A 24,855-nucleotide genomic window follows, 5' to 3' on the forward strand; every position below is an offset into this window, starting at 1 on the left:
AGGCACATAGCTCAGTTGGTTAGAGCACCACCTTGACATGGTGGGGGTCGTTGGTTCGAGTCCAATTGTGCCTACCATATCTGCCGTCCGGCATTAAAAGGGCGATCCATAAGGGTCGCCCTTTTTCGTTTGGAGTTATTTCTTCCGAGAGCAAAAAGCCGCGCCAGCTGGCGGATGCCGCCAGCGAAGGCCTAAGGGTATCTGCCGGAGCGGCAGCTCTGCTGAGTCCTACAATCCGTTGAGCGTTCGATAGTCTTCCCAAGCCATTCCCAGGGCTTCGGCAACCTGCCGATGTACAGCCTCTCTCATCTGGGCCAGCTCTTCAGGACCGCTTGCGGTCAACTCAAGGGTGTATTCCCAAGGCTCAAGGCCTCGCGCTTCAGCTTCGTCCTCGAACGCCCAGGCTACTTGCTGCTGGCGTTCGTGTGCAGCCAGCGGGCCTATTTCTTCAACAAGCTCCGGGTGGGCGGCCAGGAAGCGGTCATAGGCAAGTTGTTGTTGTGCATCGTTGAGCATTAGGGTTCGCGCCGTGAGTAAGAATGGAGGCATGATGCCACAGCCCGAGCTCGAGGCCGAGAGTCGTTGGGAGTGTTAGAATGCCGGTCTCGAACGATGGGAGACGATGGTGTGCGTAAAGTATTGACGGTAGCTGTGGTTCTGGCTCTGGCAGGGTGTGGAAGCGCGCCGGAGGAGGGGCACAAGGCTGTGGCTGCCCAGCTGGAAAATCCAGCCTCGGCGAAATTCACCAATGTGCGTACCACGTCCAATGGCAATGTCTGCGGACAGGTGAAGAGCAAGGATGCGGCGGGCAACTACGGCGGCTATCAAAGCTATGTGGCGATCAAGACCGACAACGGATATGAGGCGGTCATCGACCGCGATGGTACCAATATCGTAGTGCGCGCCGCTTGTGGCGCACCCCTGGCACAAAGCGAAGGCGCCGCCGCCACGGCTGCCGAGGCCGCTCATGGGTGGGACGTGGTCATCGCCGACAACAGCCGGGGCGCGGTCACCGACATGATGTCGCGCCTCGTCGAGCATGGGTTCGTGGCCAGCGTCGCCAACCAGGATGGCAAGCCACGGATCTACCTCGGCCCCTTCGCCAATCGCGCCGAGGCCGAAGCCACGCGTGAAAAGCTGATGGCCAGCCAGGGTATCGAATCCGACGTACAGCCGCACCCGGCTCCTTGATCAGCCGCACGCCTTGAGGTCAACGGGCCCGACGAACTCATTACCGTGGCCCATGACACAGGCTACCCGTTGATTGCGTTGTCGCTCCCAGGCCTGGACAGGATACGTCTTGTTCCAGGCTTGATAGAGCTGTGCATCCTGGCGTGACAGCTTCAGATGGTAGCGCTTGCTCATATAGAAGTAGGTTCGGGCGATCATCCCCCGGATGGTTGGTCGCGGCATGACCTTGCGGGCCTTGAAATCTACCTGGGTAAGGCAGCTGCCGTATTGGCCGGAGCGCTCCGGCAGCCAGCCGAAACTGAAGTTGTTACGATCGCCGTTGACTTCACCAATGCTCGGGACCAGGTTGTGCAGGTCGGCCTCGGCCTGCTGGTAGCGCTTATCGTTGCGGGCGCAGTTCTTGCGGCCTCCGTGCTGCCAGCACTGCAACTGATGGCCGATCTGCCAGGCCGGTACGATATGCTCCCATTCGATGCGCGACGCCCGGGCAGCGTTCTTGCGGGGCACATAACCGCAGCCCTTGAGGTCTACCTTGTTTCCGCTGTATTTACAGCCGCAGTAAAACTCCGTCGACTGAGGCGCGTACAGCCGCCAGCCCGCTTTCTTCGCCTCCGCGAACGTTCTAGGGGCGTCCGCCTGCGCCGGGAGCGCCAAGGCCAGGCAAAGAGCTGCAAGACTCGTCATTGCACCGCGTTCAATCATCGCTTTGTACCACCCAGAACAGCTGGATGCCGCCATCGTCTCGCCATGCGAGGGTCACGTTATCGTTTTCAGCGATTTCGTCGAGCAGTCTGCGCCAATCCTCAGGGGATTCATCCGGCTGCTTGAAGAGCAGCGCGGAGCGGGTGCGCTGCGCTGGCGGGGCGTTAATGATCTTTTGAACACGCAAGGCCATGCGTTCATAAGAATTTTCTGCGGCGAAAAGGGCGGCGGAGACAGTCACCAGGTGTTTCCTTTTGTTGCTGTATGCGCATACAGTAGTGAGTATGCGTATTTTTCGCAACCCGCTGCGCTTATTCGTCAAGAAGGCTGGTTATGTGTCTGGCAGGCGCTGCAAGTAGGCCGCAGTGGGCGAGGCTACTTATCAGCCAGATGAGGGTCGATTATTCTTGGTCATGGCTTAATCGAGCGAGCGTTCATGGAAATAGATCTGAACTTGCCAGGCCAGCCCAGTATGGAGGCGGTGCGCCAGCTCCTGGCTCGGGGCGATGATCGTCAACATTGCCAGTTGCGTGTAAGCGATAGGGGCATGGCCTGGCTATCCAGTACGGCGGTTGGGGGTCAGGCCTTGCAAGGGGTGCGCTTTCGTCTGGAAACCTGGGCGGCGGGATCCGGGTGCGTCGGCCCAGCCGCAGCAGCGGATGATGCGTGGGTTGCGAAGATACAGGCCGCCTTGCAAAGCAACTGGCCTGAGCCGTACTCGGACTACCTGGATATCTACTGATGCGATCCGCTGAAATATCCTGTCACCGTTACTCGCGCGGAAATTCGCGGCGCAGCGGGCACACTCTATGTGCAACCTCCCGGTCCTGGTGTGGTCGCAGCTGAGCAACCCTTTGTTCTTGAGGAGGCTTCATGGGTGTGGTGAAAACCGGGCTGGCATTGGCCCTGGTCGGCGTACTGGCGGGTTGTTCCAAGGATGGGGTACAGCCCTCGGCGGGTGGGGACGGTGCTCCAGTGGCATCGGCTGGCCGGTGCGATGCGCAGGCTGCACAGTTCGCGGTGGGTCAGCAGGCATCCAAGGTGCTTCTCGAGCAGGCCAAGGCCCGGTCGGGCTCGATGATGGCGCGCATCCTCGGCCCTCATGATGCGGTAACGCTGGACTATCGCTCCGAGCGGCTGAATCTCAACGCCGATGAAACCGGTAAGATCATTCGCGCCAACTGTGGCTGACAATCGCCGGACAAAGAAAAGCCCGCCAGGCGCGCCGCTTCATGCGGTACTCCTGACGGGCTTTCCGGCATCGTAAGCGGCGGTGTCTTACTCGCCACGAACCTGCGCGGCCTGCATCCCTTTCTGGCCTTTCTCAGCCACGAAAGAAACGGTCTGACCTTCTTTCAGGCTTTTGAAACCGTCGGATTCGATCGCCTTGAAGTGGACGAACAGGTCATCACCACCGCCAGTCGGGGTAATGAAGCCGAAGCCCTTCTCATCGTTGAACCACTTGACGGTGCCGGTTTGGCGATTGGACATGGGGTGTATCTCCAAGAAACATAATTATCTGGTGCGGGCGACGCTCAATCGAGCGAAGCTTGACCCATCATAGACACAAACCGCGCATTGGTAACCCCTGTCGTCGGGAAAAGCGGATAAATATTTTCGCCCACGACGGCTTTCCATGCGCCAGGTCAGGAAAACCTGTCTGCCAGTGAACATTACTTGGCCCGGCAGACGCTGACCTCTTTCTGCAAGCGATCACGCAACTCCACCGTGGGCGGCGGGGCCTTGCTCATCAGTTGCTGGATTTCCGCGGTGCTGAACTGCCTTTCGATCACGTCGGCGCCACAGCTGCAATGAGCCGTGGCCGTGCTGGCGTCCACTTGCTGTCTTGCGGTGGCGACACAGTCGTTCATGTACTGCTCGCGAGCGCCGCCGGGCCACGCGGCGTGCGCCATCAGGGGGCAAAGCATCGCCAGCGGCAAGGCGGCGCGAATCAGGGAGTAAGGCAGGCGCATGACAGGCTCCTTCGGACAGGGTTCGCGAGGTTTCACGTCCATTCGAGACGGTTGCCCCTGGCAAGTTCAGCGCATCTGCCAGGTTTGCCCAGAAAGCACAGCCGTCATTGGCCGGTCCTGTGCTAGGATGGTCGCCCCGCTCAAGGGAGCGGCTCAACGTTCATTTCCAGTCACTCCGGTTCGGTCATTGGTTGGCCTTCGGCTCCTGCCACTGTGAGGCAGGCATACCACCGAATCCTGTACTGGCTCATCCCAACCCACGTGACCTTTGGTAGGGGTCACCACTAGGAGAGGAGGCGCCATGCCAAACATCACTCTTCCTGACGGCAGTCAGCGTTCGTTCGATCATCCCGTGACCGTGGCCCAAGTGGCTGCTTCCATCGGTGCCGGCCTGGCCAAGGCAACGGTGGCCGGCAAGGTGGACGGCAAGCTGGTCGATGCCTGCGACCTGATCAGCAATGATGCGAGCCTTCAGATCATCACCCCAAAGGACGAGGAGGGGCTGGAAATCATTCGCCACTCCTGCGCGCACCTGGTGGGCCATGCGGTCAAGCAGCTCTATCCGACCGCGCGCATGGTCATCGGCCCGGTGATCGAGGAAGGCTTCTACTATGACATCGCCTTCGAGCGGCCCTTCACGCCGGATGACATGGCGGCCATCGAGGCGCGCATGCGCGAGCTGATCGATACCGAATACGACGTCATCAAGAAGATGACCCCGCGCGCCGAAGTCATCGAGGTATTCAAGGCCCGTGGCGAGGATTACAAGCTGCGCCTGGTCGAGGACATGCCGGATGAAACCGCCATGGGCCTGTACTACCACGAAGAGTACGTGGACATGTGCCGTGGGCCCCATGTCCCCAATACCCGCTTCCTGAAAGCGTTCAAGCTGACCAAGCTGTCGGGGGCCTACTGGCGTGGCGATGCGAAGAACGAGCAGCTCCAGCGTGTGTACGGCACCGCCTGGGCGGACAAGAAGCAGCTGGCCGCCTACATCCAGCGGATCGAAGAGGCTGAAAAGCGCGACCACCGGCGCATCGGCAAGCAGCTGGACCTGTTCCACCTGCAGGAAGAGGCGCCGGGAATGGTGTTCTGGCATCCCAACGGCTGGACCATCTATCAGGTGTTGGAGCAGCACATGCGTCAGGTGCAGCGCCAGCATGGCTATGTAGAGGTGAAAACCCCCCAGGTGGTGGATCGCGTGCTCTGGGAGCGCTCCGGGCATTGGTCCAACTACGCTGAAAACATGTTCACCACGCATTCGGAGAACCGCGACTACGCGGTCAAGCCGATGAACTGCCCTTGCCACGTGCAGATCTTCAACCAGGGTTTGAAATCCTACCGCGACCTGCCGTTGCGGCTGGCCGAATTCGGCTCCTGCCACCGTAACGAAGCGTCGGGCGCGCTTCACGGCATCATGCGCGTGCGCGGCTTCACCCAGGACGACGCGCATATTTTCTGCACCGAGGATCAAGTCAAGAAGGAATCGGCCGATTTCATCAGCTTGACCATGCAGGTGTACAAGGACTTCGGTTTCGACGACGTCACCATGAAGCTTTCCACCCGCCCGGCCAAGCGTGTGGGTTCGGAAGAGTTCTGGGATCGCGCGGAGAAGGCCCTGGCCGACGCGCTGGACGATTCCGGCCTGCCCTGGGAATACCTCCCTGGCGAGGGCGCGTTCTATGGGCCGAAGATCGAATTCACCCTCAAAGACTGCCTCGGGCGCAACTGGCAGTGCGGCACCCTGCAGTACGACCCGAACCTGCCGGAGCGTCTGGACGCCAGCTATATCGCCGAAGACAACGGCCGCAAGCGCCCGGTCATGCTGCATCGCGCCATCCTCGGCTCCTTCGAGCGGTTCATCGGCATGCTGATCGAGCACTATGCCGGCGCCTTCCCGGCCTGGCTGGCGCCTACCCAGGCGGTGATCATGAATATCACCGACAGCCAGGCGGCTTTTGCCCGTGAAGTGGAAGGGATTCTCAATGGAAGCGGCTTCCGTGCCAAGTCCGACTTGAGAAACGAGAAAATTGGCTTTAAAATCCGCGAGCATACTCTGCTCAAGGTGCCCTTCATGCTGGTCATCGGGGACCGCGAGGTGGAGACGCAAACTGTCGCCGTGCGCACACGCGAAGGCGCGGACCTTGGCTCGATGCCGGTCGCGCAATTCCAGCAGCACCTTGCGCAGGCGGTTTCCCGGCGTGGTCGCCAAGATTTGGAGTAATCATTATTAAGCGTGAAATGAGACAGGATAAACGAACTGCGCCCAAGGCACCGATCAACGAGAACATCTCGGCTCGCGAGGTCCGGTTAATCGGTGCTGACGGTGAACAGATTGGCATCGTCTCTATTGATGAAGCGCTTCGTATCGCTGAAGAAGCGAAGCTGGATCTGGTGGAGATCTCCGCTGACGCGCAGCCGCCCGTTTGCAAGGTCATGGACTACGGCAAGCACCTCTTCGAGAAGAAGAAGCAGGCCAACGAAGCCAAGAAGAACCAGAAGCAGATCCAGATAAAAGAAATCAAGTTTCGTCCAGGGACGGAAGAAGGGGATTACCAGGTAAAACTGCGCAACCTGGTACGTTTCCTGAGTGATGGGGACAAGGCCAAGATCTCTCTGAGATTCCGTGGCCGTGAGATGGCCCACCAGGAGCTGGGCATGCAGCTGTTGAAGCGAGTCGAAACCGACCTCGCCGAATACGGCTCCGTTGAACAGCAGCCTAAGATGGAAGGACGCCAGCTGTTGATGGTCATCGCCCCCAAACGCAAGAAGTAACCTCCAGGGCACGGCAGGCCTTGTGGTTATGTTTATTCACTGAATGCGGAGTATCCGAACATGCCAAAGATGAAAACCAAAAGTGGTGCCGCGAAGCGTTTCCTGAAAACCGCTTCCGGCTTCAAGCACAAACACGCTTTCAAGAGCCACATCCTGACCAAGATGTCCACCAAGCGTAAGCGTCAACTGCGCGGTAGCAGCCTGCTGCATCCGTCTGACGTGGCAAAAGTGGAGCGCATGCTGCGCGTTCGTTGATTCCGTTTTCGGTCAAAGATAGAGGATATAACTCATGGCTCGTGTTAAGCGTGGCGTCATTGCCCGTAAGCGTCACAAGAAAATTCTGAAACTTGCCAAAGGCTACTACGGTGCGCGTTCGCGCGTCTTCCGCGTTGCCAAGCAAGCCGTCATCAAGGCTGGCCAATACGCCTACCGCGATCGTCGTCAGAAGAAACGCCAGTTCCGCGCTCTGTGGATCGCCCGTATCAACGCTGGTGCTCGTACCAACGGCCTGTCCTACAGCCGTTTGATCGCTGGCCTGAAAAAGGCAGCCATCGAGATCGACCGTAAGGTTCTGGCTGATCTGGCAGTGAACGAAAAAGCGGCGTTTGCTGCGATTGTCGAGAAAGCTAAAGCCTCGCTGGCTTGAGTATCCCCGACAATCACCCTTGCCTGCCTTGGTAGGCAAGGGTGTTGAACGTCTTTGAATAGGGGAAGGGCCTGCGCTCTTCCCCTATTTCGTATCTGGAGCCTTTACATGGAAAACCTGGATGCGCTGGTCAGCCAAGCTTTGGAGGCCGTGCACAATGCGCAAGACATCAATGCCCTGGAGCAGATCCGGGTTCAGTACCTCGGCAAGAAAGGCGAGCTGACCCAGGTCATGAAGACCCTCGGCAACCTGCCGGCCGAAGAGCGGCCCCGGGTCGGGGCGCTGATCAACGAAGCCAAGGAGCGTGTCACCGAGGTGCTCAATGCCCGGATGACGGCTTTCGAAGAGGCGGCACTCAATGCTCGTCTCGCCGCCGAGCGAGTAGATGTCACCCTGCCGGGTCGCGGCCAGGCCAGTGGCGGGCTGCACCCGATCACCCGTACCCTCGAGCGCATCGAACAGTTTTTCACCCATATTGGCTACGGCATCGCTGAAGGCCCCGAAGTGGAAGACGACTACCATAACTTCGAGGCGCTCAACATTCCGGGGCATCACCCGGCTCGTGCCATGCACGACACCTTCTATTTCAATGCAAACATGCTGTTGCGAACCCATACCTCGCCGGTTCAGGTGAGGACCATGGAAGCCAGCCAGCCGCCGATTCGCATTGTCTGCCCAGGACGCGTCTATCGTTGCGATTCGGACCTGACCCACTCCCCTATGTTCCACCAGGTGGAAGGGCTGTTGATCGACCGCGATATCAATTTCGCGGACCTGAAGGGCACCATCGAGGAGTTCCTCCGAGTGTTCTTCGAGAAGGAGCTGGCGGTACGTTTCCGTCCGTCCTTCTTCCCCTTCACCGAGCCATCGGCCGAGGTGGACATCCAGTGCGTCATCTGCAGCGGCGGCGGCTGCCGCGTCTGCAAGCAGACCGGCTGGCTGGAAGTGATGGGATGCGGCATGGTTCACCCCAACGTGCTGCGGATGTCCGGAATCGATCCGGAAACCTACTCCGGCTTCGCCTTCGGCATGGGAGCCGAGCGTCTGGCCATGTTGCGTTATGGTGTCAACGATTTGCGCTTGTTCTTCGACAACGACTTGCGATTCCTCGCGCAATTCCGCTAGCCGTAACGACATTTTCTGGAGCACAGCATGAAATTCAGTGAACAGTGGCTGCGCGGCTGGGTGAGCCCGCAGGTAAGCCGCGAAGACTTGGTGGCCCGCCTTTCCATGGCCGGGCTGGAAGTCGATAGCGTCACCCCCGTGGCCGGTGCCTTCAGCGGGGTGGTCGTCGGTGAGGTGCTGAGCACCGAGCAGCACCCGGATGCCGACAAATTGCGAGTGTGTCAGGTCAGCAACGGTAGCGAGACCTTCCAGGTGGTCTGCGGCGCGCCCAATGTGCGGCCTGGCCTGAAAGTCCCCTTCGCCATGATCGGCGCGCAGCTGCCTGGCGACTTCAAGATCAAGAAGGCCAAGCTGCGCGGCGTCGAATCCAACGGGATGCTGTGCTCCCAGGCCGAGCTGCAAGTGGGCGAGGGCAATGATGGCTTGTTCGAGTTGCCCGGTGATGCGCCGATCGGCCAGGACTTGCGTCAGTACCTGCACCTGGACGATGTGATCATCGAACTGGGGCTGACGCCCAACCGCGGCGACTGCTTGTCCCTGGCCGGCCTGGCGCGTGAAGTGGGGGCGCTCTATGCCGAGCCTGTCACGCGTCCCGCGGCGGTTACGCTCGTGCCGGCCCATGACGAGGTACGTTCGGTTGAAGTGCTGGCCCCGGCCGCCTGCCCACGCTATCTTGGCCGAGTCATTCGCAACGTCGACCTGAGTCGCCCGACCCCTTTGTGGATGGTGGAGCGCTTGCGTCGTTCCGATGTGCGCAGTATCGACGCCGCCGTGGACATCACCAATTACGTGATGTTGGAGCTCGGCCAGCCGATGCATGCCTTCGACCTCGCCCAGATCAAAGGCGGCGTGCGGGTACGGATGGCCGACGAAGGGGAAAAGCTGGTGTTGCTCGACGGTCAGGAAGTGACCCTGCGTAGTGACACCCTGGTGATCGCCGATCACGAGCGTCCCCTGGCCATTGCCGGTGTAATGGGCGGTGAGCATAGTGGCGTCAACACTGCGTCCACCCGTGACCTGTTCCTGGAAAGCGCCTTCTTCGAGCCTGTTTCGGTGGCGGGCAAGGCACGCTCCTATGGCCTGCATACCGATGCATCCCATCGCTACGAGCGGGGCGTGGACTTCAATCTGGCCCAGGAAGCGATCGAGCGCGCAACCGCGTTGCTGCTTGAAATCGTGGGTGGCGAAGCCGGTCCTATCGTGGACGCGACCGCCGAGGCGCACCTTCCCAAGATGGCGCCCGTCACGCTGCGCGCCGAGCGCGTCGAGCAGATGCTCGGCCTGGACCTGGGCGTTGCCACCATCGAAGGCTTGCTCAGGGGGCTGGAGCTTGGCGTCACGGCGCAGGGCCCCGGGCAATGGTCGGTGACCGTGCCAAGCCACCGCTTTGACTTGAGCCTGGAAGTCGACCTGATCGAAGAGCTGGCTCGCCTGTATGGCTACAACCGCCTGCCGGTCCGTTATCCCCAGGCACGTTTGGCGCCGCAATTGCGTACCGAGGCCAAGGCCGAGCTGCCGGCCTTGCGTCGCCTGTTGGTTGCGCGTGGATACCAGGAGGCGATCACCTACAGCTTCATCGATCCCAAGCTGTTCGAGCTGTTCAGCCCTGGCGTGAAGCCGCTGACCCTGGCCAACCCGATCTCCTCGGACATGGCCGCCATGCGAGTTTCCCTCTGGCCAGGACTGGTGCAGGCCCTGCAGCACAACCTTAACCGCCAGCAAACCCGCGTGCGCTTGTTCGAAAGTGGCCTGCGTTTCGTGGGCCAGTTGGGCGAGCTCCAGCAAGAGCCGATGCTGGCCGGGGTCGCGTGTGGCACGCGCTTGCCTGAAGGCTGGGCCCAGGGCGATGCGAAAGTCGATTTCTTCGACATCAAGGCAGACGTGGAAGCCGTGCTCGGCCATGCGGGTGCCCTGGGGGCTTTCACCTTCACGCCAGGCAGCCATCCAACGTTGCATCCTGGGCAGACCGCGCGCATCGAGCGCGACGGCCGGGAAGTCGGCTATATAGGTGCCCTGCATCCGGAACTGCAAAAGAAACTGGGCCTCGATCGCACGGTCTATGTGTTCGAGCTCGTGTTGGATCAGGTCGTGGAAGGGCGCTTGCCCAGGTTCAAGGAACTGTCCCGCTTCCCCGAAGTGCGCCGTGACTTCGCCCTGGTGGTGGATGAGGCGGTGTCCAGTGAGGCGGTGATGGCGGTAATTCGCGAGACGGCGGGTGAGTGGCTGACCGACCTGAGACTGTTTGACGTGTACCAGGGTAAAGGCATTGATCCGCATAGAAAAAGCCTTGCCGTTGGCTTGACCTGGCAGCATCCATCACGCACTCTTAACGACGATGAGGTGAATGCGACCGCGTCTGAAATCCTCACCTCGCTCGAACACAGGTTGAACGCCACGTTAAGGAAGTGACGTATGGGGGCTCTGACGAAAGCTGAAATGGCAGAACGTCTTTATGAGGAGCTGGGCCTGAACAAGCGCGAAGCCAAGGAATTGGTCGAGCTCTTCTTCGAGGAGATCCGGCATGCGCTCGAAGACAACGAACAGGTGAAATTGTCGGGTTTCGGCAATTTCGACCTCCGAGACAAGCGCCAGCGGCCGGGCCGCAACCCGAAAACGGGTGAGGAAATTCCGATCACCGCGCGCCGTGTCGTCACCTTTCGTCCAGGGCAGAAACTGAAGGCCCGAGTAGAAGCCTATGCTGGAACCAAGTCATAACGACGAGCTCCCGCCCATCCCCGGCAAGCGCTACTTCACCATTGGTGAAGTCAGCGACTTGTGCGCGGTGAAACCCCATGTGCTTCGGTACTGGGAACAGGAGTTCCCCCAGCTCAATCCGGTCAAGCGTCGCGGCAATCGACGGTATTATCAGCGGCAGGATGTCCTGATGATCCGGCAGATCCGCGCCTTGCTGTACGACCAGGGTTTTACCATCGGCGGGGCGCGTCTGCGCCTCTCCGGTGACGAGGCCAAGGAAGACACTACCCAGTACAAGCAGCTTATCCGTCAGATGATCAGCGAGCTGGAAGACGTTCTCTACGTGCTGAAGAAATGAGCGAAAAAAATTGGAGAAAAAGCTTTCATAATTCAAAAGGTTAAGGTATCTTTCTCTCCGTTCTCGCTGCTAACGAGAACAGGTTTAAAACGCCTAGTCGGGGCGTAGCGCAGCCCGGTAGCGCACTTGCATGGGGTGCAAGGGGTCGAGTGTTCGAATCACTCCGTCCCGACCAAAAAACCCTAGAAAATCCAGTCACTTAGCGGTGGCTGGATTTTTTTATGTCTGTAGATTTTGTTGGGGCTTTTATTTTTGCCCCACTTTTTGCCCCACCGATATCCTCTGTTGTTTTTATGGGATCGTTTTCTCCCGTTCCGGTCGGTTGATCCCGGCTTCCGGCCCTTGGATTTTCTACTGCTCGGGTGCCGATGCTTTGCTCTTCGGGGTGACTGATCTTGCCCAGTTCCGGTGTGCACCCCGTTAAGCGATACCTGGCGCGAGGGGAGCAATGGCACCCCCTCTTTTTGATGAAATAGGCCCGCACCTGCTATTCCCAAGCCTATAAGGACGAAGCGCTGGCTTTGGCTGAGCAAGCTGAGGAGATGGCCATCGTAAAAAGGCTGCTGCGCACTTTCCGAGTCGGGCTATATGCCGCTTGTTGGGCATCGTCCGCAGTGGCTACTGCGCCTGGTGCTCTTGTGGGGGCATCACTGTGGCACTGGTGAAGAACCGAACTGGATCGGCAGGTCGTTCAGGCATACAGTGCAGCAAGGGCCGCAGAGGGGCTCCGCGGCTGTGTCACAACTGGCGGGAGGTCGGGCTGCCCTGCAATCGCTAGACGGCAGCTGCTTCGATCCAATGGCTAGCTTTCGGCCAGGTACACGCCTGCATCGGCCTCCATCCTAATCAAGCTTTCAATGACTTGAGCGCGTTTCAGGCCATGCTTCTCTGCTAGCGCATCCAGCTGGGCAATTGCTGCTTTCGAGAGCATGACGTTGACCTGCTTCTTGTCAGTGGAGCGTTCATTGAATTGCCTTTTGCTCCAAAGCCTCCTGATCCTTTCGATGATAGCTACTCGCTCGTTTGAACCTATCTCCTCTTGGTCGAAGAACATCAGCAGCTCCTGATAGTTGCTGATGGGCGGCTGTCTTGAGATTGGCGTCAAGTAATTCTTCTGTAACCACTCCCAGGCGCAAAGGCATCGCTTCGTGCTCTCTTTCTGATCCGCAAACCACTCAAGCTGGCTGTCTAGGGCTTTGTGCCTGCGCCATTGGTCGTGAAGTCTGTCTACATCTCGTTGCTTCTTTTCTAGGTCGACTTGCCAAATGTCTATTGCGGCTACGAGTCGCTCCCGCCCCTGAAGGTGAGGCAGGCCTCTGGGGAGGATGCGCTCGGTGAGCTCGTCAACTCTTCTGGTTAGCCACTGAATCTGTCTCGTGTTGTCAGTGATCCATTTCAGTTGCTCATCCGGTAGCAAGTAGCGATCCATTTTGGCAGGGATGTCTGCTGCGATCTTGCGGTCTCCCCTCAAGGCCTGGGCGACCTCATCGCGCATGGTTGCTCCGTTGCACGAGTCTCGCTCTAGGTCAAAGCGCTCATATACGTACAGGCCGAGCCAAAGCCAAATTTCTTGGCGTTTGTTTATCCGTGTGCCGGGTAGTAGTTGGGAGAGTTTGTCGGAGGGGTAGATGGAAGCCATTATCACTTATGCCTGTGGGTGCGAATCATTAGTGTTAAGTCGGCGCTGATTCTAGTGGTGATCTTCGTATATTCTATATCTATCCTATCTGTCTTCTACGGAAATTCTAATATATTTCTAGTCGGATTCTATTGCCATTCTAGGGGCCTTCTATGGGTAATAATCGTGTTCTTATGCCCATTTTTAAAGGGTTTGCAGGGTTTCTGCTATTTCAGAAGCCGCATTAGCAGCAGATCTAGTTGATGGTAACTGTGAATGGATTTTCTGTGTCATGGGGCGATTCATGTTGCTGGCGCGTTGAGCAAGTAGTCGGGCCGGCGTAGCGGGGTTCTCAGCTTCAAGCGGGTGCGGTGGAGGTGGTGTTGTGACGTGATGCTGTAGCCGATCAAGAAACCCGCTGTGGTGAGCGGCAAGGTTCTGTCGGTGCAATCGCTGAGTGATGACGGTTCGATCGATGCCTTCGGCCGCCCTCGACTTGTTGTCTGGAATATCGACCCACCACCGCTGGTAATCCGTGGTGTCAGCACGCAGAGCAACGCATAGGGGAGAGCCTTGTAAAGATCGTGAGGCGGGACTGTATGTGCCACGTTTCCCTATCGACTGAGCCTAGGTCGCTCTTCAAGGATTACGGCGAGGAGCATCTGCACGGAGGGCTGAAAATGCTGTTCACCTCAGGAGTTCAAGCGTCTGGCTGGCGGGTAACCTGGCGGGGAGAGGGTGTTCGGTTTGGCCGGGGTAGGTCAGTGTTATGGCCGGTTAGTTTTTTTAAACGGTGCCTGCAGATCCTCTGAGCCACAGAGGAGCCTGCTCATGCGAATCATCCGATTGAAAGAAGTCATCGACTCGACCGGTCTTGCTCGGTCGACCATCTACAAGTACATCGGGGAAGGCACCTTCCCGAAACCAGTCTCACTGGGCGATCGCTGCGTCGGCTGGGTCGACAGTGAAGTGCACGACTGGATCCTGGCAAGGATTGAGGAGCGCGACCTTGCGGAGGGTGGCGCTGCGCTACGTTCAGTCGGCCACCTGAGTGTGGCCAGCTAGCAATGACCATAAGCGCCATGACTGGCTTCGGCTGGTCATGGCGCTTATGCCGTCTGGGAAAAATCGTTCTCAGCTAACTCTCCCAAGATGCGCCACGGCGAATCTGACGGCTGGCTCGGCAATGTTGCTCCCCATTGTCGGGCCAGCCTGGGAGGGCTGCATGAGACTGGATCGGGATCTAGTTATATAGCTAAAGACTATAAAAATACATCCAGCCAATAGGTTTTGGTGTGGATAGCAATGCCAGTCCTATATCCCAGTAAGTGAGTAGGTCATAGGTTAAAAAACACACATTGCGTACCTGGTATGAGAAACCATCAACAGGTACATACCCATGACCAAACGAAGCGCCAGCACCTATCCATCCCAGTCCGATACCGCCATCCGGATTGAACGTCTCATCAACGCCATCAAACGTACGGATAGCCAAGCCTACCGAATCACCTACTCGAAGCGGGGAGATGAACTGGTCAGTGATACCAGGCTGTCCAGGTACTTCAATGGTGTCGAACAGATGATCATGCTGTTCGAAGGCGATGTGGAGTATCAGTACAGCTGGCAGTTGAGCCTCTTTCAGCAAGCCTGCCAGATCATCGGGGTTGAACTCAGCCCATGTGGCATTACCTGCCTGAGCGAGAATGAAACTCGCTACCTGAGCACCAGCGAGACACTGAACGAGCTAACCCAATGCATCCGTAGCCTCTTTACCCAGAAGGAGTTCAAGCAGCGTGAGCATCATGATCAGCGCTACCAGGCCATTCAGCAGGAGGCTGAGATCACTCGCTACGTGGATGCTGTGCTTGATCGTTACGCCCGTACCTGCGTGGTCAGGGTCGATCTGTATTACCGGAAAGAGGCTCAGGCCAGGTTGCGTGTTGAGCGTGTGTTCGATGATCTGAGGCGGTTGATTAAGGGGCGTGAACGCGACCCGATTTTCGATCATGAGACCGGCTACATCTGCAGTGTTGAGCAGGGCGAGGATCGTGGCTACCACATCCATGCGGCCTTTTTCTTCAACGGCTCAGAGGTGGGTGCGGACATCTACAGAGCGCAGCAGATTGGCGAGCTGTGGGAGCGCATCACTCTTGGTCAGGGCTGCTACCACAACTGCAACCGTGAGAAGGCAAAGCACCGGGACCGCCTGGGGATTGGGATGATCCAGCGGCGTGACCCAATCGCACGGGGGAATGTGCATTACGCCATGCGCTATCTGGTCAAGAATGACCAGCACCTGCGGCTCAAGCCTATGGGGGCTCGCTGCTTGCGCAAAGGTCAGGTCGGAAGAGGGGCTAGGGGTGTCTGGTCCATCCGGCAGTAGTGCGATTTAGCTCCAGTCCGGACTAATGCCTGCGGCGACCGTTGCGTAAGCCAGTAATTGGTGCTGGTTTGAGCTGTTTAGTTTGGTTATCATCATTTTTAGTATGACCAGCCAGGCTAAACGGAACAACTCTCTCACATGCCCAATATCGCACCTGAAGATGCCTCGCCAAACCAGCGTGAGCGGCTGTGGCAGATCGACTTTCTGGCGCGTTTTCGTGGTCAGGTGACCCGTCAAGATCTTGTGCAGCGCTTTGCTATCGCACTATCTAACGCTACCCGCGACTTCGCTCTCTATCGCCAGCTGGCACCGGACAACCTCGATTACGACCATCGCGAGAAGGTTTACCGGCGTGCTCCGGTGTTCCAGCCGCTTTTTGCCTATGACCGTGAACACACCCTGCAGGCCCTCAGCTTGGGGCAGGGCGTGGGGTTGGAGGCTTGTGCTCAGCCGATTGTGGTTGATGTTGCGCCCACGCTAAATCAGCCGGATCTGGAAATCCTGGCATCTGTGTCTCGTGCCATTTATGCCGGCAAGGGCTTGGCGATTCGCTATGTCTCGGTCAGTAGCGGTGAATCCAGCAGAGAAATCGTGCCGCATAGCCTGGTTAACACAGGCCTGCGCTGGCATGTCCGTGCCTATTGCAGAGCGCGTGCACAGTTTCGCGACTTCGTATTAACCCGTATCACCCAGGTCCAGGAGCTGGATGGCGCTGTAGAAACCGCAGCCGAGTCTTGGGAGCGGGATAAAGAGTGGAATCATGAGGTTGTGCTGGAGCTGATTCCCCATCCCAATGCTCCGCATATCCGTGCCATCGAGCTGGACTATGGGCTGACGCCTGGGCAATCCATTCGAGTGCAGGTGCGGGCCGCTACAGCGGGTTATCTGCTGCGGCGTTGGGGGGTGGATTGCAGCGTGAGTGCCGGCTTAAACCCGGGCGAGTATCAACTGGCTCTGCGCGAGCCCAAGAGCGTTGCGCTGCAGGCCAACCTCTCCATTGCTCCAGGATTTACCTCAGAGACCGACTGTCGATGATCAGTAACGCTACACAGCAGAAATTTGGCTTCAAGTTTGGCCGCAATGGTGCGCATGCCGCGCGCACCATGATGCTGGCTGAGCTCACCGAGTTGTTCCACGGCCGCGAAGCTGAGGCGAGTACGGCGCAATATCAGGAAGACATCGAGCTCTTCAACGTACTGCATAAACCGACAGAAAAGGCCCGTAAGCTGACCTGGCGTCACCTGGTTGATCTGTATGCGATGGACAAAAACGTCGTGCTATTCCGAGCCTTTCGCCGCCTGTGGGAGAGTGACGCGAGTGCACGCGGCTTGCTGACCTGCCAAATAGCCTTGGCTCGGGACCCACTGCTTAGGCTGTCGCAAGAAAAGGTTTTGTCGCTTGTGCTTGGGCAGTTGTTGCTGCGCGAGGAAATGGAACAGGCCTTTGAGGAACAGTTCCCCGACCGCTATAGCCCGGCAACACTCAGGTCTTTGGCGCAGAACGTCAACGGCACGTGGACCGATGCCGGCTACTTGCAAGGCCGAAGCAAAAAGCGCCGCACCGAGCCTGACATCCGCCCGGTGAACGTCGCCTTTGCGCTGTTTATGGGCTACCTGCAGGGGGCAACAGGTAACCGCCTGTTCAATACCGAGTGGACCAAACTACTCGGCTGCCGTCAGGAGCGCCTGCTGGAGCTGGCTCGTCAGGCCAGTCACAGCGGCCTGCTGAATTTCAAACATTCCAGCGAAGTTGTGGAAGTCACCTTCCCCGACTACCTGACCAAGGAAGAGGAGGGCTGGCTGCATGAGTAACCGCCTGAACCGTTTGCTGAAAAGCTACAGCAACCACATCAGCCTGCCGTGGATCAGCGGCTTGGCCAATGAGCAGCGGGTGCTCTTTGCCGTCTACCACAAGGAAGATGAGCTCAAGCTGCGCGCCCGCATCGAAGAGTTTCGCCTGGCTACTGAAAGTGCCGGCCACCCCTGGCTGGAGCTGGATATTACGCGCCTGTTTCCAGAGTGGATGGCGCAGCAAAAATACCGCGAAGATTATTTCGAGGACCCCGACTCGCTCACCTCGAAGTACAAAACCTTTGCCCGCCAGTCCGTAGTGGCGCTGGCAGAGCGAATCCAGAACCAGGCCGACAGCAACACTCTGGTCGCCTTGGTTGGCTGCGGCACCCTGTTCGGGTTCGCCTCGGTCTCCGATTTCGTCAAGCAACTGGCCGAGCATGTGCCGGGTCGTTTGCTGGTGCTGTTCCCTGGGGAATACGTCAACAACACCTACCGCCTGCTGGATGCCCGTGATGGCTGGGGCTACCAGGCAATGGCCATTACCGCTGACAACTGAATACCGGCAGCAGCTGCCGCTTTGAATTGAATCGCGCACATGCGCACAGGGAGTACGCTCAGGATGTTGAACCGCGAGATTTACGATCTTGACCCGCAACAGAACCGTCTGGAAAACAACGGTGTCGCCGAGGTCAAAGACGACCAATCCCAGCAGGCCCTGAAAACACTGCGCTACGAGCTGCAGACCTTTGTTTGTGATGGCGAATACCAGGCGGGTCTCGACAAGATCCTCTCCGCCTATCTGCGCAACCTGGGTGACGGCCATGAGCAGCCGGGTGTCTGGATTTCCGGCTTCTTCGGTTCCGGTAAATCGCACCTGGCCAAAATGCTCCGCGCCCTCTGGACCAACCAAAAGTTCAGCGACGGCGTTGCTGCGCGCGACATTGCCGAGCTGCCGCAGGAAATCAAAGACTACTTCAAAGAGCTGAGCATCCAGGCCTCGCGCTACGGCGGTGCGCATGCAGCCTCCGGCACCCTGGGCGCCGGCGCTAACAACAATGTGCGTCTGGCCCTGCTTAACATCGTCTTCAAGTCTGCAGGCCTGCCGGAGCAATACCACCAGGCGCGCTTTGTGCTCTGGCTGCAAAAGCAGGGCATCTTTGATCAGGTCAAAGCGCATGTCGAAGAGGCGGGGGACAATTGGGATGACGAGCTGGAAGACCTTTACGTCTCCAGCAGCATTGCCCGTGCCTTGCTAGCCATCGATAGCTCTCTGGGGGATGACGTCAAGCAGGTGCGCCAGCTGCTGCGCGAGCAGTACCCCAATGTGCAGGATGTGACCAACCAGCAGATGGTCGATGCCATCCACGACGCCTTGGCCAAAGATGGGCAGTTCCCGCTGACACTGGTTGTGCTCGACGAGGTGCAGCAGTACGTCGGCTCCGACTCGGAAAAAGCTCACCAGGTGCAGGAGGTGGTTGAAACCTGCTGCAAGAGCTCCAAGTTCAAGAGCAAGATGCTGTTCGTCTCTACCGGCCAGAGCGCACTGTCAGGTATGGTCAACCTGCAGCGTCTGCTTGGCCGTTTCCAGATTCCTGTGCAGCTGTCGGATACCGATGTTGAATCTGTGATTCGCAAGGTCATCCTGCGCAAGAAGGCCTCAGCCCGTCCGCAGCTGGAGCAGGTCATGCAGTCCCACCTGGGGGAGATTTCCCGCCAGCTGCGTGGGACCAAGATTGAGCATCACCGCGACGACGAAAAGATCATGCTCGCCGACTACCCGCTGCTGCCCGTTCGCCGGCGCTTCTGGGAAAAGGTCCTGCGCATTGTCGATACCACCGGTACTGCTTCGCAGTTGCGTAACCAGCTCAAAGTCATCCATGAAGCCGCGCAGGCCACTGCGGATCAGCCTATTGGCCATGTGGTAGCCGCCGACTTTATCTACAACCAGATCTCGGTCAACCTGCTGCAAACTGGGGTGATCTCCAAGGAGATCGCGGAGACTATCGGTCGCCTGTCAGCCGGCACTGCTGACGACAAGCTCAAGTCCCGCATCCTGGCCCTGGTGCTGTTGATCGGCAAACTGCCCACCGACCCGACGGCCGACTGCGGCGTGCGTGCCACCGCCGAGATGCTGGGTGACCTGCTGATTGATGATCTCAACCAAGGCAAAGAAATCATCCGCAGCCAGGTGCCCAAGCTGCTGCAAGAGCTGGCCGACGACGGCCTGGTCATGGCGATGCAAACCAGCAGCGGTACGGAATATCGCCTGCAAACCCAGGAAAGTGCCCAGTGGTACGACACCCTGCGCCAGCAAGAGGCCGACTTGCGTGGCAACCTGCAGCGCGTGGAAAACATCCGGGTGGATCTGCTGCACAAGGAGCTGCGCAGCCAGATTGCCAAGGTGCGGCTGATCCAGGGCAAGTGCAACGAGCCGCGCCAAGTCATTGCCTGCTTTGAGCCCGAACTGCCCAAAGACGCCAGCGAGAAAATCTACGCCTGGGTTCAAGACGGTTGGGCCTTGGATGAAAAAAGCTTCACCAGCGAAGCCCGCAGCCGTAATCCCAGCGAGCCGACCATCTTCATTTATGTGCCGGCCCGTAATCGTTCCGAGCTGACCAACGCCATCATCGCTGAGCACGCTGCTCAGGCCACCATCGAAAATCGTGGCCTGCCAGGTACCGATGCCGGTAAAGATGCGTATAGCGCCATGCAAACGCGCCAGCGTGAGGCGCATAAGCAGGTGCAAACCCTGCTGAACGAAATCTTCGATGGTGTGCAGGTCTTACAAGCCGGCGGTAACGAGGTGGATGGCAACAGCATCAGCGAGCGGGTTGATACGGCCGCCAAGGCTTCCCTGGTGCGGCTGTACCGTGAGTTCGATCAAGCCGACCACCCGGCCTGGGGCAAGGTCTTTGAGCGGGCCAGCAAGGACGGTGGGCAGAACGCCCTGGAAGTGCTGGGTTACAAGGACGAAGCCGAGAAGCATCCTGTTTGCGCCGCCATCAAGCGCTTTATCGGCGTATCGAAAAAGGGCAGCGAGATCCGCGAGCACTTCCTCGCCGCGCCTTATGGCTGGCCGCAGGATGCCATCGACGGCGCGCTCTATGTGCTGCTTGCCAGTGGCATCCTGATTGCCACCGACAACCGCAATAACCCGGTCACCGCCAGCACCCTTGAACGCAAGCAGATCACCCAGGCCAGCTTCCGCCCGGAAAGCATCTCCATCCTCGTGGCGGAAAGGATCAAGATCCTTAGCCTTCTCAAAACCTGTGGCATTGACTGTCAGCGGGGCGAGGAGGAAGGCAAGCTCGCTCTGTTGGCCGAAAAGGGTAGAGAGTTGGCCAAGCGCGCCGGCGGTGCTGCGCCCTTCCCGGTAGTGCCAGACACCAAGGTCTTTGACGAGCTGGCGCGTCAGTCCGGCAATGCCCGGCTCAGGCAGGCGCTTGATGATCAGGATGCGATCAAGCAAGCGATCAAGGAGTGGAGCGATACTGCCAAGCTGATTGAGGCCCGTCGGGGTGACTGGGCACTGCTGAGCAGCCTGCTGGAGGTCAGCCGTGGCTTGGCCTTCCACGCGACGATTCAGACTGAAGTGGATGCCATCACTCAGCAGCGCTCGCTACTGGATGAGCCCAATCCGACCAGCGCACTGATTCAGCAGCTTGTGAGCAAACTGCGCGATGCCGTTCAGTTCCATGTGCAGGCCTATCTGGAGCGGCATGCCAGCTGCCTGGCCCAGCTGCAAGCGGATAGCCAATGGCAACAGCTGAGCGATGAGCAGCAGCGCGCCATCCTGGAAAAACGCAAGCTGCTGGCCCTGGAGCAACCCACGTTGAACGATGCCGAGGCCATTCTCGACAGCCTCGGCGAGGTCAGCCTGGAGCAGTGGACGGACCGTACCGACTCCCTGGCCAGCAAGTTCGACAGCGCCCGCCTGGAGGCCGCCGAACTGCTGCAGCCCAAGCTGCAGCGCATCAACTTGCCGCGTCAAACCTTTGAAAGTGAGGCCGATGTGGATGCCTGGCTGGCCGCGGTCAAGCTACAGATTCTCAGCAAACTCAACGACGGACCGGTGACCTTCTAATGACCCAAGCCCAACACCGCCAGCCCCTCGGCAAAGCCCTGCGCCGGGCGCTGGAAACCACCATCATCAAGGCCCGTGATATTGCTGAGCAGGCGGCTGCCCAGGCGCTTACGCGTCTGAGCGTGGCGGATGCCAAACCTGCGGATTACCTGAACGAGGAGCAGCGCCGCCTGCGTACCCGGCTGCGTGCCCATGGTCGCCAGCTCGGCGATATCAAGCAGGACAATGACAAGCAAAGCATCAACAAGCTGATCACCGAGGTTGCTTACGAGCATTGGCACCGTATGTTGTTTGCTCGCTTTTTAGAGCAGAACGAGCTGCTGATGTACGACGAGCATTCGCCACTGACCTTGGCGGACTGCTCTGAACTGGTACAAGACCCCGACACCCTGCGTGATGAGCTGGAGCGTCGCTGCCAAAGTGGCTGGGAGCTGGCCGGCGTACTCGCCTCAAAAATGCTGCCGCAGATCTTCCGCGTTGACTCTCCGGTGTTCGAGCTGGAATTTGCCCCTGAGCATCAGCGCGAGCTGGAAAGGCTGGTTATCGGCTTGGCTGAAGAAACCTTCCAGGCGCAAGACAGCTTGGGCTGGGTTTATCAATTCTGGCAAAGCAAGCGTAAGGACGAGGTCAACAAGTCGGAGGTCAAGATCGGCGCCGACGAGTTGTCGCCGGTCACCCAGCTGTTTACCGAACCCTATATGGTCAGCTTCCTGCTGGATAACAGCCTGGGCGCCTGGTGGGCTGGCCAGCACCTCACGGCGGATGACTGGCAAACCGCGCAAAGCGAACAGGAGCTGCGTGAGAAAGTCGCTATCCCAGGAGTGCCGCTGAGCTACCTGCGTTTTGTCAAAGAGGAAACCACTCAGCAGTGGCAGCCGGCCTCCGGCACCTTTGACGCCTGGCCCAAGCGGCTCAGTGAACTGAAAGCGCTCGACCCCTGCTGCGGCTCCGGCCACTTCCTGGTGGCTGCGTTCCTGATGCTGGTGCCCATGCGTATGCAGGCCGAGCAGCTGACTGCTCAGCAAGCGATCGATAAGGTGCTTAGCGAAAACTTGCACGGCCTGGAGCTGGATCAGCGTTGCGTCGAACTGGCAGCCTTTGCTGTGGCTCTGGAAGCCTGGCGCTACCCGGATGCTGGCGGTTATCGCAGCCTGCCAGAATTGCACCTGGCCTGCAGTGGCCTGTCCATCGCCGCCGCCCGCGACGAATGGAAAGAGCTGAGTCGCAAGGCCGGCAAGCAAAACCTGACCATTGCCCTGGACTGGATGTACCAGACCTTCAAGGATGCCCCTGTCCTTGGCAGCCTGATCAACCCGCGCCGTAGCAAGGCCGCGCAAATTGCCCAGTGGAGTGAGTTACAGCAGCTGCTGGGTGAGGCGCTGACGCAGGATCAAGCCAATCAGCAAAGCCAGCTCGATGGCGAAACTCTTGCCCTGAACAATCGCTTGGAGGCAGGCATTGTCGCCCAAGGGCTAGTCAAAGCCGCCGAGCTACTGGCCGGCCAATACACTTGGGTGATTACCAACGTGCCTTACCTGGCGCGGGGCAAGCAGCACGACACTCTTAAGGATTATTGCGAAACCTATTACCCCGAAGGCAAAAACGATCTGGCTACGGTATTCCTCGACCGCTGCCTGGAGTTTTGTGTGCAGGGCGGTACTTCCAGCATTGTATTGCCGCAAAACTGGTTATTCCTCACCAGCTACCGCAAGTTCCGCGAAAAGCTGCTGCAGAACGACAGTTGGCATTTGATTGCCCGCTTGGGGCCGGGAGCCTTCGAGACCATCAGTGGCGAGGTCGTCAAAGCGATTCTGATCAACCTGAGCCGTGGCAATGCCGCAGGCCAGTCGGCGGATCTGCTGCACAGTGGCGAGCAGGGCAACTGGATTCGTGGAGTGGATGTGTCCGAACCGCGCACGGCGGCGGAGAAGGCGGCGGGGTTGCTGGCGGATGACGTGAAGAGTGTGGAGCAGGGGCGGCAGCTGGAGAATCCGGATGCGCGAGTTGCTCTAGTTGAGTCTGGTGATACCGAGTTGTTAGAGCTTTCCACGTCATTTCACAATGGACTTCAAACTGGCGACTACTCGAGGTTTGGCGCCAAGTTTTGGGAAATTTTACCAATTCCAGAGTGTTGGTCGTTCTACCAGTCCACTGTGTCAGGTACAACAGCTTATGGTGGGAGAGATAACATCGTACTTTGGGAGCAAGGCAGAGGTTGCTTATCAGAAAGCTCAGGATCTGTGGTTAGAGGCACGGAGGCATGGGGTAAAGCAGGCGTTTCTATAAGTGCAACAGGCTCTCTTTATGCGGCGCTATATGACGGTGCACTATATGACGAAAATACTGTGTCATTGATCCCGAAGAGTGAATTGGTACTTCCTGCCGTTTGGGCTTTTTGTAGTGATGACGACTACTGCGCTGAAGTGAGAAAAATTAATCAAACGCTAAAGGTCCGTGGCGACTTAATTAAAGTCCCCTTTGATCTTGAGCGTTGGACTCACGTTGCTGAAGAGAAATACCCAAACGGCCTACCCCAGCCCTACACCAACGACCCTACCCAATGGATCTTCCACGGCCACCCCTGCGGCTCCGTAATCTGGGACGAAGACAGCAAATGGACCGCCCACGGCGAACTGCGTGTCGATGACACCGTGCTGCAAGTTGCCGTCGCCCGTTTGCTGGGTTATCGCTGGCCGGCTGAGATGGACCCTAAGATGGAACTGGCTGCCGAACAGCGCGCCTGGGTTGAGCGCTGTGCGGAACTGGGCGGTTTTGTCGATGACGATGGCATTGTCTGCCTGCCTCCAGTACGTGGTGAAAAATCCGCTGACCAACGCTTGGAAGCCCTGCTGCAAGGCGCCTACGGTGAAGCCTGGACTACGCCGCAAAAAAATCGTCTGCTGGAAACCGTCGGCAGTAAGTCCCTCAGCCTGTGGCTGCGCGACAAGTTCTTTGAGCAGCACTGCAAACTTTTCCAGCACCGGCCCTTTATTTGGCATATCTGGGACGGCTTGAAAGACGGTTTCAGCGTACTGGTCAACTACCACAAGCTCGACAAGGCGGGGCTTGAGCGTCTGATCTACACCTACCTGGGTGACTGGATTCGTACTCAGCAAGCCGGCCTGGTCAATGGCGAAGACGGTGCCCAGGAACGCCTCGCTGCCGCTGAAGCGCTGAAGAAACAGCTGGAAGCCATCCTGGAAGGCGAAAAGCCCTACGACATCTTCGTTCGCTGGAAGTCCCCAGCCGAACAGCCTATTGGCTGGAACCCCGACCTCAACGACGGCGTGCGCCTCAATATTCGCCCGTTCATCTACGCCCGTGATGTTGGCAAAAAAGGCGCCGGCATCCTGCGCTGGGCACCCAACATCAAGTGGACCAAGGATCGCGGTAAGGATGTTGAATCCGCCCCCTGGTACAGGCTCGGGCTGCAGTACGACGAAGGCGAAGGCGCACGGATCAATGATCATCACCTGAGCTTGGCGGACAAACGGGCGGCAAGGAGCCAGTAAA

The 24,855-nt window shown here is 58.5% G+C and carries 24 protein-coding genes, 2 tRNA genes and 1 pseudogene; 21 read left to right on the forward strand and 6 right to left on the reverse strand.

Annotated features, from left to right (window positions below; genetic code table 11):
* Positions 1-77: transfer RNA gene (locus ACP691_RS06715), tRNA-Val, on the forward strand.
* Between the two features lie 151 nt (positions 78-228).
* On the opposite strand, the gene ACP691_RS06720 is transcribed toward ACP691_RS06715, so the two are convergent.
* Positions 229-516, reverse strand: a complete 288-nt coding sequence (locus ACP691_RS06720; protein WP_426198813.1) for a DUF6388 family protein — start codon at positions 514-516, stop codon at positions 229-231.
* A 111-nt stretch (positions 517-627) separates the two neighbouring features.
* Between ACP691_RS06720 and ACP691_RS06725 the strand changes: the two genes are divergently transcribed.
* Positions 628-1,191: an SPOR domain-containing protein gene (locus tag ACP691_RS06725; protein ID WP_426198815.1), complete on the forward strand. Its 564-nt coding sequence runs from the start codon at positions 628-630 to the stop codon at positions 1,189-1,191.
* On the opposite strand, the gene ACP691_RS06730 is transcribed toward ACP691_RS06725, so the two are convergent.
* Both ACP691_RS06730 and ACP691_RS06735 read right to left on the reverse strand, forming a co-directional pair.
* A complete protein-coding gene (locus ACP691_RS06730) occupies positions 1,192-1,875 on the reverse strand; it encodes an endonuclease (protein ID WP_426198817.1) in 684 nt (227 codons plus the stop codon).
* 10 nt (positions 1,876-1,885) lie between these two features.
* Positions 1,886-2,086: a DUF1654 domain-containing protein gene (locus tag ACP691_RS06735; protein WP_052469353.1), complete on the reverse strand. Its 201-nt coding sequence runs from the start codon at positions 2,084-2,086 to the stop codon at positions 1,886-1,888.
* A 243-nt stretch (positions 2,087-2,329) separates the two neighbouring features.
* On the opposite strand from ACP691_RS06735, the gene ACP691_RS06740 reads away from it, so the two are divergent.
* Entirely contained in the window at positions 2,330-2,635 is a 306-nt protein-coding gene (locus ACP691_RS06740) for a hypothetical protein (protein WP_426198819.1), read from the forward strand.
* 131 nt (positions 2,636-2,766) lie between these two features.
* Positions 2,767-3,084 (forward strand): I78 family peptidase inhibitor, encoded by a 318-nt coding sequence (locus ACP691_RS06745; RefSeq protein WP_426198820.1) that lies wholly within the window; start codon positions 2,767-2,769, stop codon positions 3,082-3,084.
* Positions 3,085-3,171: 87 nt separating this feature from the next.
* Here the strand turns inward: ACP691_RS06745 and ACP691_RS06750 are convergent, their stop codons facing one another.
* Positions 3,172-3,384 (reverse strand): cold-shock protein, encoded by a 213-nt coding sequence (locus ACP691_RS06750; RefSeq protein WP_003192493.1) that lies wholly within the window; start codon positions 3,382-3,384, stop codon positions 3,172-3,174.
* A 182-nt stretch (positions 3,385-3,566) separates the two neighbouring features.
* A complete protein-coding gene (locus ACP691_RS06755) occupies positions 3,567-3,866 on the reverse strand; it encodes a hypothetical protein (RefSeq protein ID WP_426198822.1) in 300 nt (99 codons plus the stop codon).
* Positions 3,867-4,167: 301 nt separating this feature from the next.
* On the opposite strand from ACP691_RS06755, the gene thrS reads away from it, so the two are divergent.
* The 10 genes and pseudogenes from thrS to ACP691_RS06805 all read left to right on the forward strand — a co-directional run.
* Entirely contained in the window at positions 4,168-6,090 is a 1,923-nt protein-coding gene (gene thrS / locus ACP691_RS06760) for a threonine--tRNA ligase (protein ID WP_426198824.1), read from the forward strand.
* On the forward strand, positions 6,090-6,641 hold the full coding sequence (infC, locus tag ACP691_RS06765) for a translation initiation factor IF-3 (RefSeq protein WP_426199625.1): 552 nt from the start codon (positions 6,090-6,092) through the stop codon (positions 6,639-6,641). Before thrS ends, infC begins: the two co-directional genes overlap by 1 nt.
* Positions 6,642-6,701: 60 nt before the next feature.
* A complete protein-coding gene (rpmI, locus tag ACP691_RS06770; RefSeq protein ID WP_009394045.1) occupies positions 6,702-6,896 on the forward strand; it encodes a 50S ribosomal protein L35 in 195 nt (64 codons plus the stop codon).
* A gap of 34 nt (positions 6,897-6,930) precedes the next feature.
* A complete protein-coding gene (gene rplT / locus ACP691_RS06775) occupies positions 6,931-7,287 on the forward strand; it encodes a 50S ribosomal protein L20 (RefSeq protein WP_040262863.1) in 357 nt (118 codons plus the stop codon).
* 108 nt (positions 7,288-7,395) lie between these two features.
* Positions 7,396-8,412, forward strand: coding sequence for a phenylalanine--tRNA ligase subunit alpha (gene pheS, locus ACP691_RS06780; RefSeq protein WP_426198828.1), 1,017 nt, complete (start codon positions 7,396-7,398; stop codon positions 8,410-8,412).
* A 27-nt stretch (positions 8,413-8,439) separates the two neighbouring features.
* Positions 8,440-10,821: a phenylalanine--tRNA ligase subunit beta gene (gene pheT, locus ACP691_RS06785; protein WP_426198830.1), complete on the forward strand. Its 2,382-nt coding sequence runs from the start codon at positions 8,440-8,442 to the stop codon at positions 10,819-10,821.
* 3 nt (positions 10,822-10,824) lie between these two features.
* The gene (gene ihfA / locus ACP691_RS06790) at positions 10,825-11,127 is read left to right on the forward strand and encodes an integration host factor subunit alpha (RefSeq protein WP_002553164.1); all 303 of its coding nucleotides are present in this window, start codon (positions 10,825-10,827) and stop codon (positions 11,125-11,127) included.
* Positions 11,108-11,464, forward strand: a complete 357-nt coding sequence (locus ACP691_RS06795; RefSeq protein ID WP_040262871.1) for a MerR family transcriptional regulator — start codon at positions 11,108-11,110, stop codon at positions 11,462-11,464. Before ihfA ends, ACP691_RS06795 begins: the two co-directional genes overlap by 20 nt.
* A gap of 98 nt (positions 11,465-11,562) precedes the next feature.
* A tRNA-Pro gene (locus ACP691_RS06800) sits at positions 11,563-11,639 on the forward strand.
* 304 nt (positions 11,640-11,943) lie between these two features.
* A pseudogene (locus tag ACP691_RS06805) lies at positions 11,944-12,239 on the forward strand (hypothetical protein); the annotation flags it as partial.
* Between the two features lie 27 nt (positions 12,240-12,266).
* Here the strand turns inward: ACP691_RS06805 and ACP691_RS06810 are convergent.
* Complete coding sequence (locus ACP691_RS06810; RefSeq protein WP_426198832.1) at positions 12,267-12,959, reverse strand: hypothetical protein; 693 nt, start codon at positions 12,957-12,959, stop codon at positions 12,267-12,269.
* A gap of 954 nt (positions 12,960-13,913) precedes the next feature.
* Here ACP691_RS06810 and ACP691_RS06815 point away from each other — a divergent pair.
* From ACP691_RS06815 to ACP691_RS06845, 7 genes are all read left to right on the forward strand, one after another.
* Complete coding sequence (locus tag ACP691_RS06815; protein ID WP_028699806.1) at positions 13,914-14,147, forward strand: helix-turn-helix transcriptional regulator; 234 nt, start codon at positions 13,914-13,916, stop codon at positions 14,145-14,147.
* 334 nt (positions 14,148-14,481) lie between these two features.
* On the forward strand, positions 14,482-15,465 hold the full coding sequence (locus ACP691_RS06820; RefSeq protein WP_426198834.1) for a YagK/YfjJ domain-containing protein: 984 nt from the start codon (positions 14,482-14,484) through the stop codon (positions 15,463-15,465).
* Positions 15,466-15,603: 138 nt separating this feature from the next.
* Complete coding sequence (locus ACP691_RS06825) at positions 15,604-16,500, forward strand: helix-turn-helix transcriptional regulator (RefSeq protein WP_426198836.1); 897 nt, start codon at positions 15,604-15,606, stop codon at positions 16,498-16,500.
* Positions 16,497-17,276 (forward strand): hypothetical protein, encoded by a 780-nt coding sequence (locus ACP691_RS06830; protein ID WP_426198838.1) that lies wholly within the window; start codon positions 16,497-16,499, stop codon positions 17,274-17,276. The genes ACP691_RS06825 and ACP691_RS06830 overlap by 4 nt, the downstream gene beginning before the upstream one ends.
* Positions 17,269-17,814 carry a BREX protein BrxB domain-containing protein gene (locus ACP691_RS06835; protein WP_426198840.1) on the forward strand — a complete coding sequence of 182 codons (546 nt, stop codon included), beginning with the start codon at positions 17,269-17,271 and terminating at the stop codon, positions 17,812-17,814. The genes ACP691_RS06830 and ACP691_RS06835 overlap by 8 nt, the downstream gene beginning before the upstream one ends.
* A 63-nt stretch (positions 17,815-17,877) precedes the next feature.
* On the forward strand, positions 17,878-21,342 hold the full coding sequence (brxC, locus tag ACP691_RS06840) for a BREX system P-loop protein BrxC (RefSeq protein ID WP_426198842.1): 3,465 nt from the start codon (positions 17,878-17,880) through the stop codon (positions 21,340-21,342).
* A complete protein-coding gene (locus ACP691_RS06845; RefSeq protein ID WP_426198843.1) occupies positions 21,342-24,854 on the forward strand; it encodes an Eco57I restriction-modification methylase domain-containing protein in 3,513 nt (1,170 codons plus the stop codon). Before brxC ends, ACP691_RS06845 begins: the two co-directional genes overlap by 1 nt.
* Position 24,855: the final 1 nt, after the last annotated feature.

Origin of the sequence: Pseudomonas sp. DC3200b2 (assembly GCF_049895785.1) — a bacterium.
In the GTDB taxonomy this organism is placed as follows: Bacteria; Pseudomonadota; Gammaproteobacteria; order Pseudomonadales; family Pseudomonadaceae; genus Aquipseudomonas; species Aquipseudomonas massiliensis.

What these genes read in the sequence shown, in the direction of transcription:
- ACP691_RS06720 (WP_426198813.1), bottom strand. Translation starts at nt 516, where the DNA reads ATGCTCAACGATGCACAACAACAACTTGCCTATGACCGCTTCCTGGCC.
- ACP691_RS06730 (WP_426198817.1), bottom strand. Translation starts at nt 1,875, where the DNA reads ATGACGAGTCTTGCAGCTCTTTGCCTGGCCTTGGCGCTCCCGGCGCAG.
- ACP691_RS06735 (WP_052469353.1), bottom strand. Translation starts at nt 2,086, where the DNA reads ATGGCCTTGCGTGTTCAAAAGATCATTAACGCCCCGCCAGCGCAGCGC.
- ACP691_RS06740 (WP_426198819.1), top strand. Translation starts at nt 2,330, where the DNA reads ATGGAAATAGATCTGAACTTGCCAGGCCAGCCCAGTATGGAGGCGGTG.
- ACP691_RS06745 (WP_426198820.1), top strand. Translation starts at nt 2,767, where the DNA reads ATGGGTGTGGTGAAAACCGGGCTGGCATTGGCCCTGGTCGGCGTACTG.
- ACP691_RS06750 (WP_003192493.1), bottom strand. Translation starts at nt 3,384, where the DNA reads ATGTCCAATCGCCAAACCGGCACCGTCAAGTGGTTCAACGATGAGAAG.
- ACP691_RS06755 (WP_426198822.1), bottom strand. Translation starts at nt 3,866, where the DNA reads ATGCGCCTGCCTTACTCCCTGATTCGCGCCGCCTTGCCGCTGGCGATG.
- thrS (WP_426198824.1), top strand. Translation starts at nt 4,168, where the DNA reads ATGCCAAACATCACTCTTCCTGACGGCAGTCAGCGTTCGTTCGATCAT.
- rpmI (WP_009394045.1), top strand. Translation starts at nt 6,702, where the DNA reads ATGCCAAAGATGAAAACCAAAAGTGGTGCCGCGAAGCGTTTCCTGAAA.
- rplT (WP_040262863.1), top strand. Translation starts at nt 6,931, where the DNA reads ATGGCTCGTGTTAAGCGTGGCGTCATTGCCCGTAAGCGTCACAAGAAA.
- pheS (WP_426198828.1), top strand. Translation starts at nt 7,396, where the DNA reads ATGGAAAACCTGGATGCGCTGGTCAGCCAAGCTTTGGAGGCCGTGCAC.
- pheT (WP_426198830.1), top strand. Translation starts at nt 8,440, where the DNA reads ATGAAATTCAGTGAACAGTGGCTGCGCGGCTGGGTGAGCCCGCAGGTA.
- ihfA (WP_002553164.1), top strand. Translation starts at nt 10,825, where the DNA reads ATGGGGGCTCTGACGAAAGCTGAAATGGCAGAACGTCTTTATGAGGAG.
- ACP691_RS06795 (WP_040262871.1), top strand. Translation starts at nt 11,108, where the DNA reads ATGCTGGAACCAAGTCATAACGACGAGCTCCCGCCCATCCCCGGCAAG.
- ACP691_RS06810 (WP_426198832.1), bottom strand. Translation starts at nt 12,959, where the DNA reads ATGCGCGATGAGGTCGCCCAGGCCTTGAGGGGAGACCGCAAGATCGCA.
- ACP691_RS06815 (WP_028699806.1), top strand. Translation starts at nt 13,914, where the DNA reads ATGCGAATCATCCGATTGAAAGAAGTCATCGACTCGACCGGTCTTGCT.
- ACP691_RS06820 (WP_426198834.1), top strand. Translation starts at nt 14,482, where the DNA reads ATGACCAAACGAAGCGCCAGCACCTATCCATCCCAGTCCGATACCGCC.
- ACP691_RS06825 (WP_426198836.1), top strand. Translation starts at nt 15,604, where the DNA reads ATGCCCAATATCGCACCTGAAGATGCCTCGCCAAACCAGCGTGAGCGG.
- ACP691_RS06830 (WP_426198838.1), top strand. Translation starts at nt 16,497, where the DNA reads ATGATCAGTAACGCTACACAGCAGAAATTTGGCTTCAAGTTTGGCCGC.
- ACP691_RS06835 (WP_426198840.1), top strand. Translation starts at nt 17,269, where the DNA reads ATGAGTAACCGCCTGAACCGTTTGCTGAAAAGCTACAGCAACCACATC.
- brxC (WP_426198842.1), top strand. Translation starts at nt 17,878, where the DNA reads ATGTTGAACCGCGAGATTTACGATCTTGACCCGCAACAGAACCGTCTG.
- ACP691_RS06845 (WP_426198843.1), top strand. Translation starts at nt 21,342, where the DNA reads ATGACCCAAGCCCAACACCGCCAGCCCCTCGGCAAAGCCCTGCGCCGG.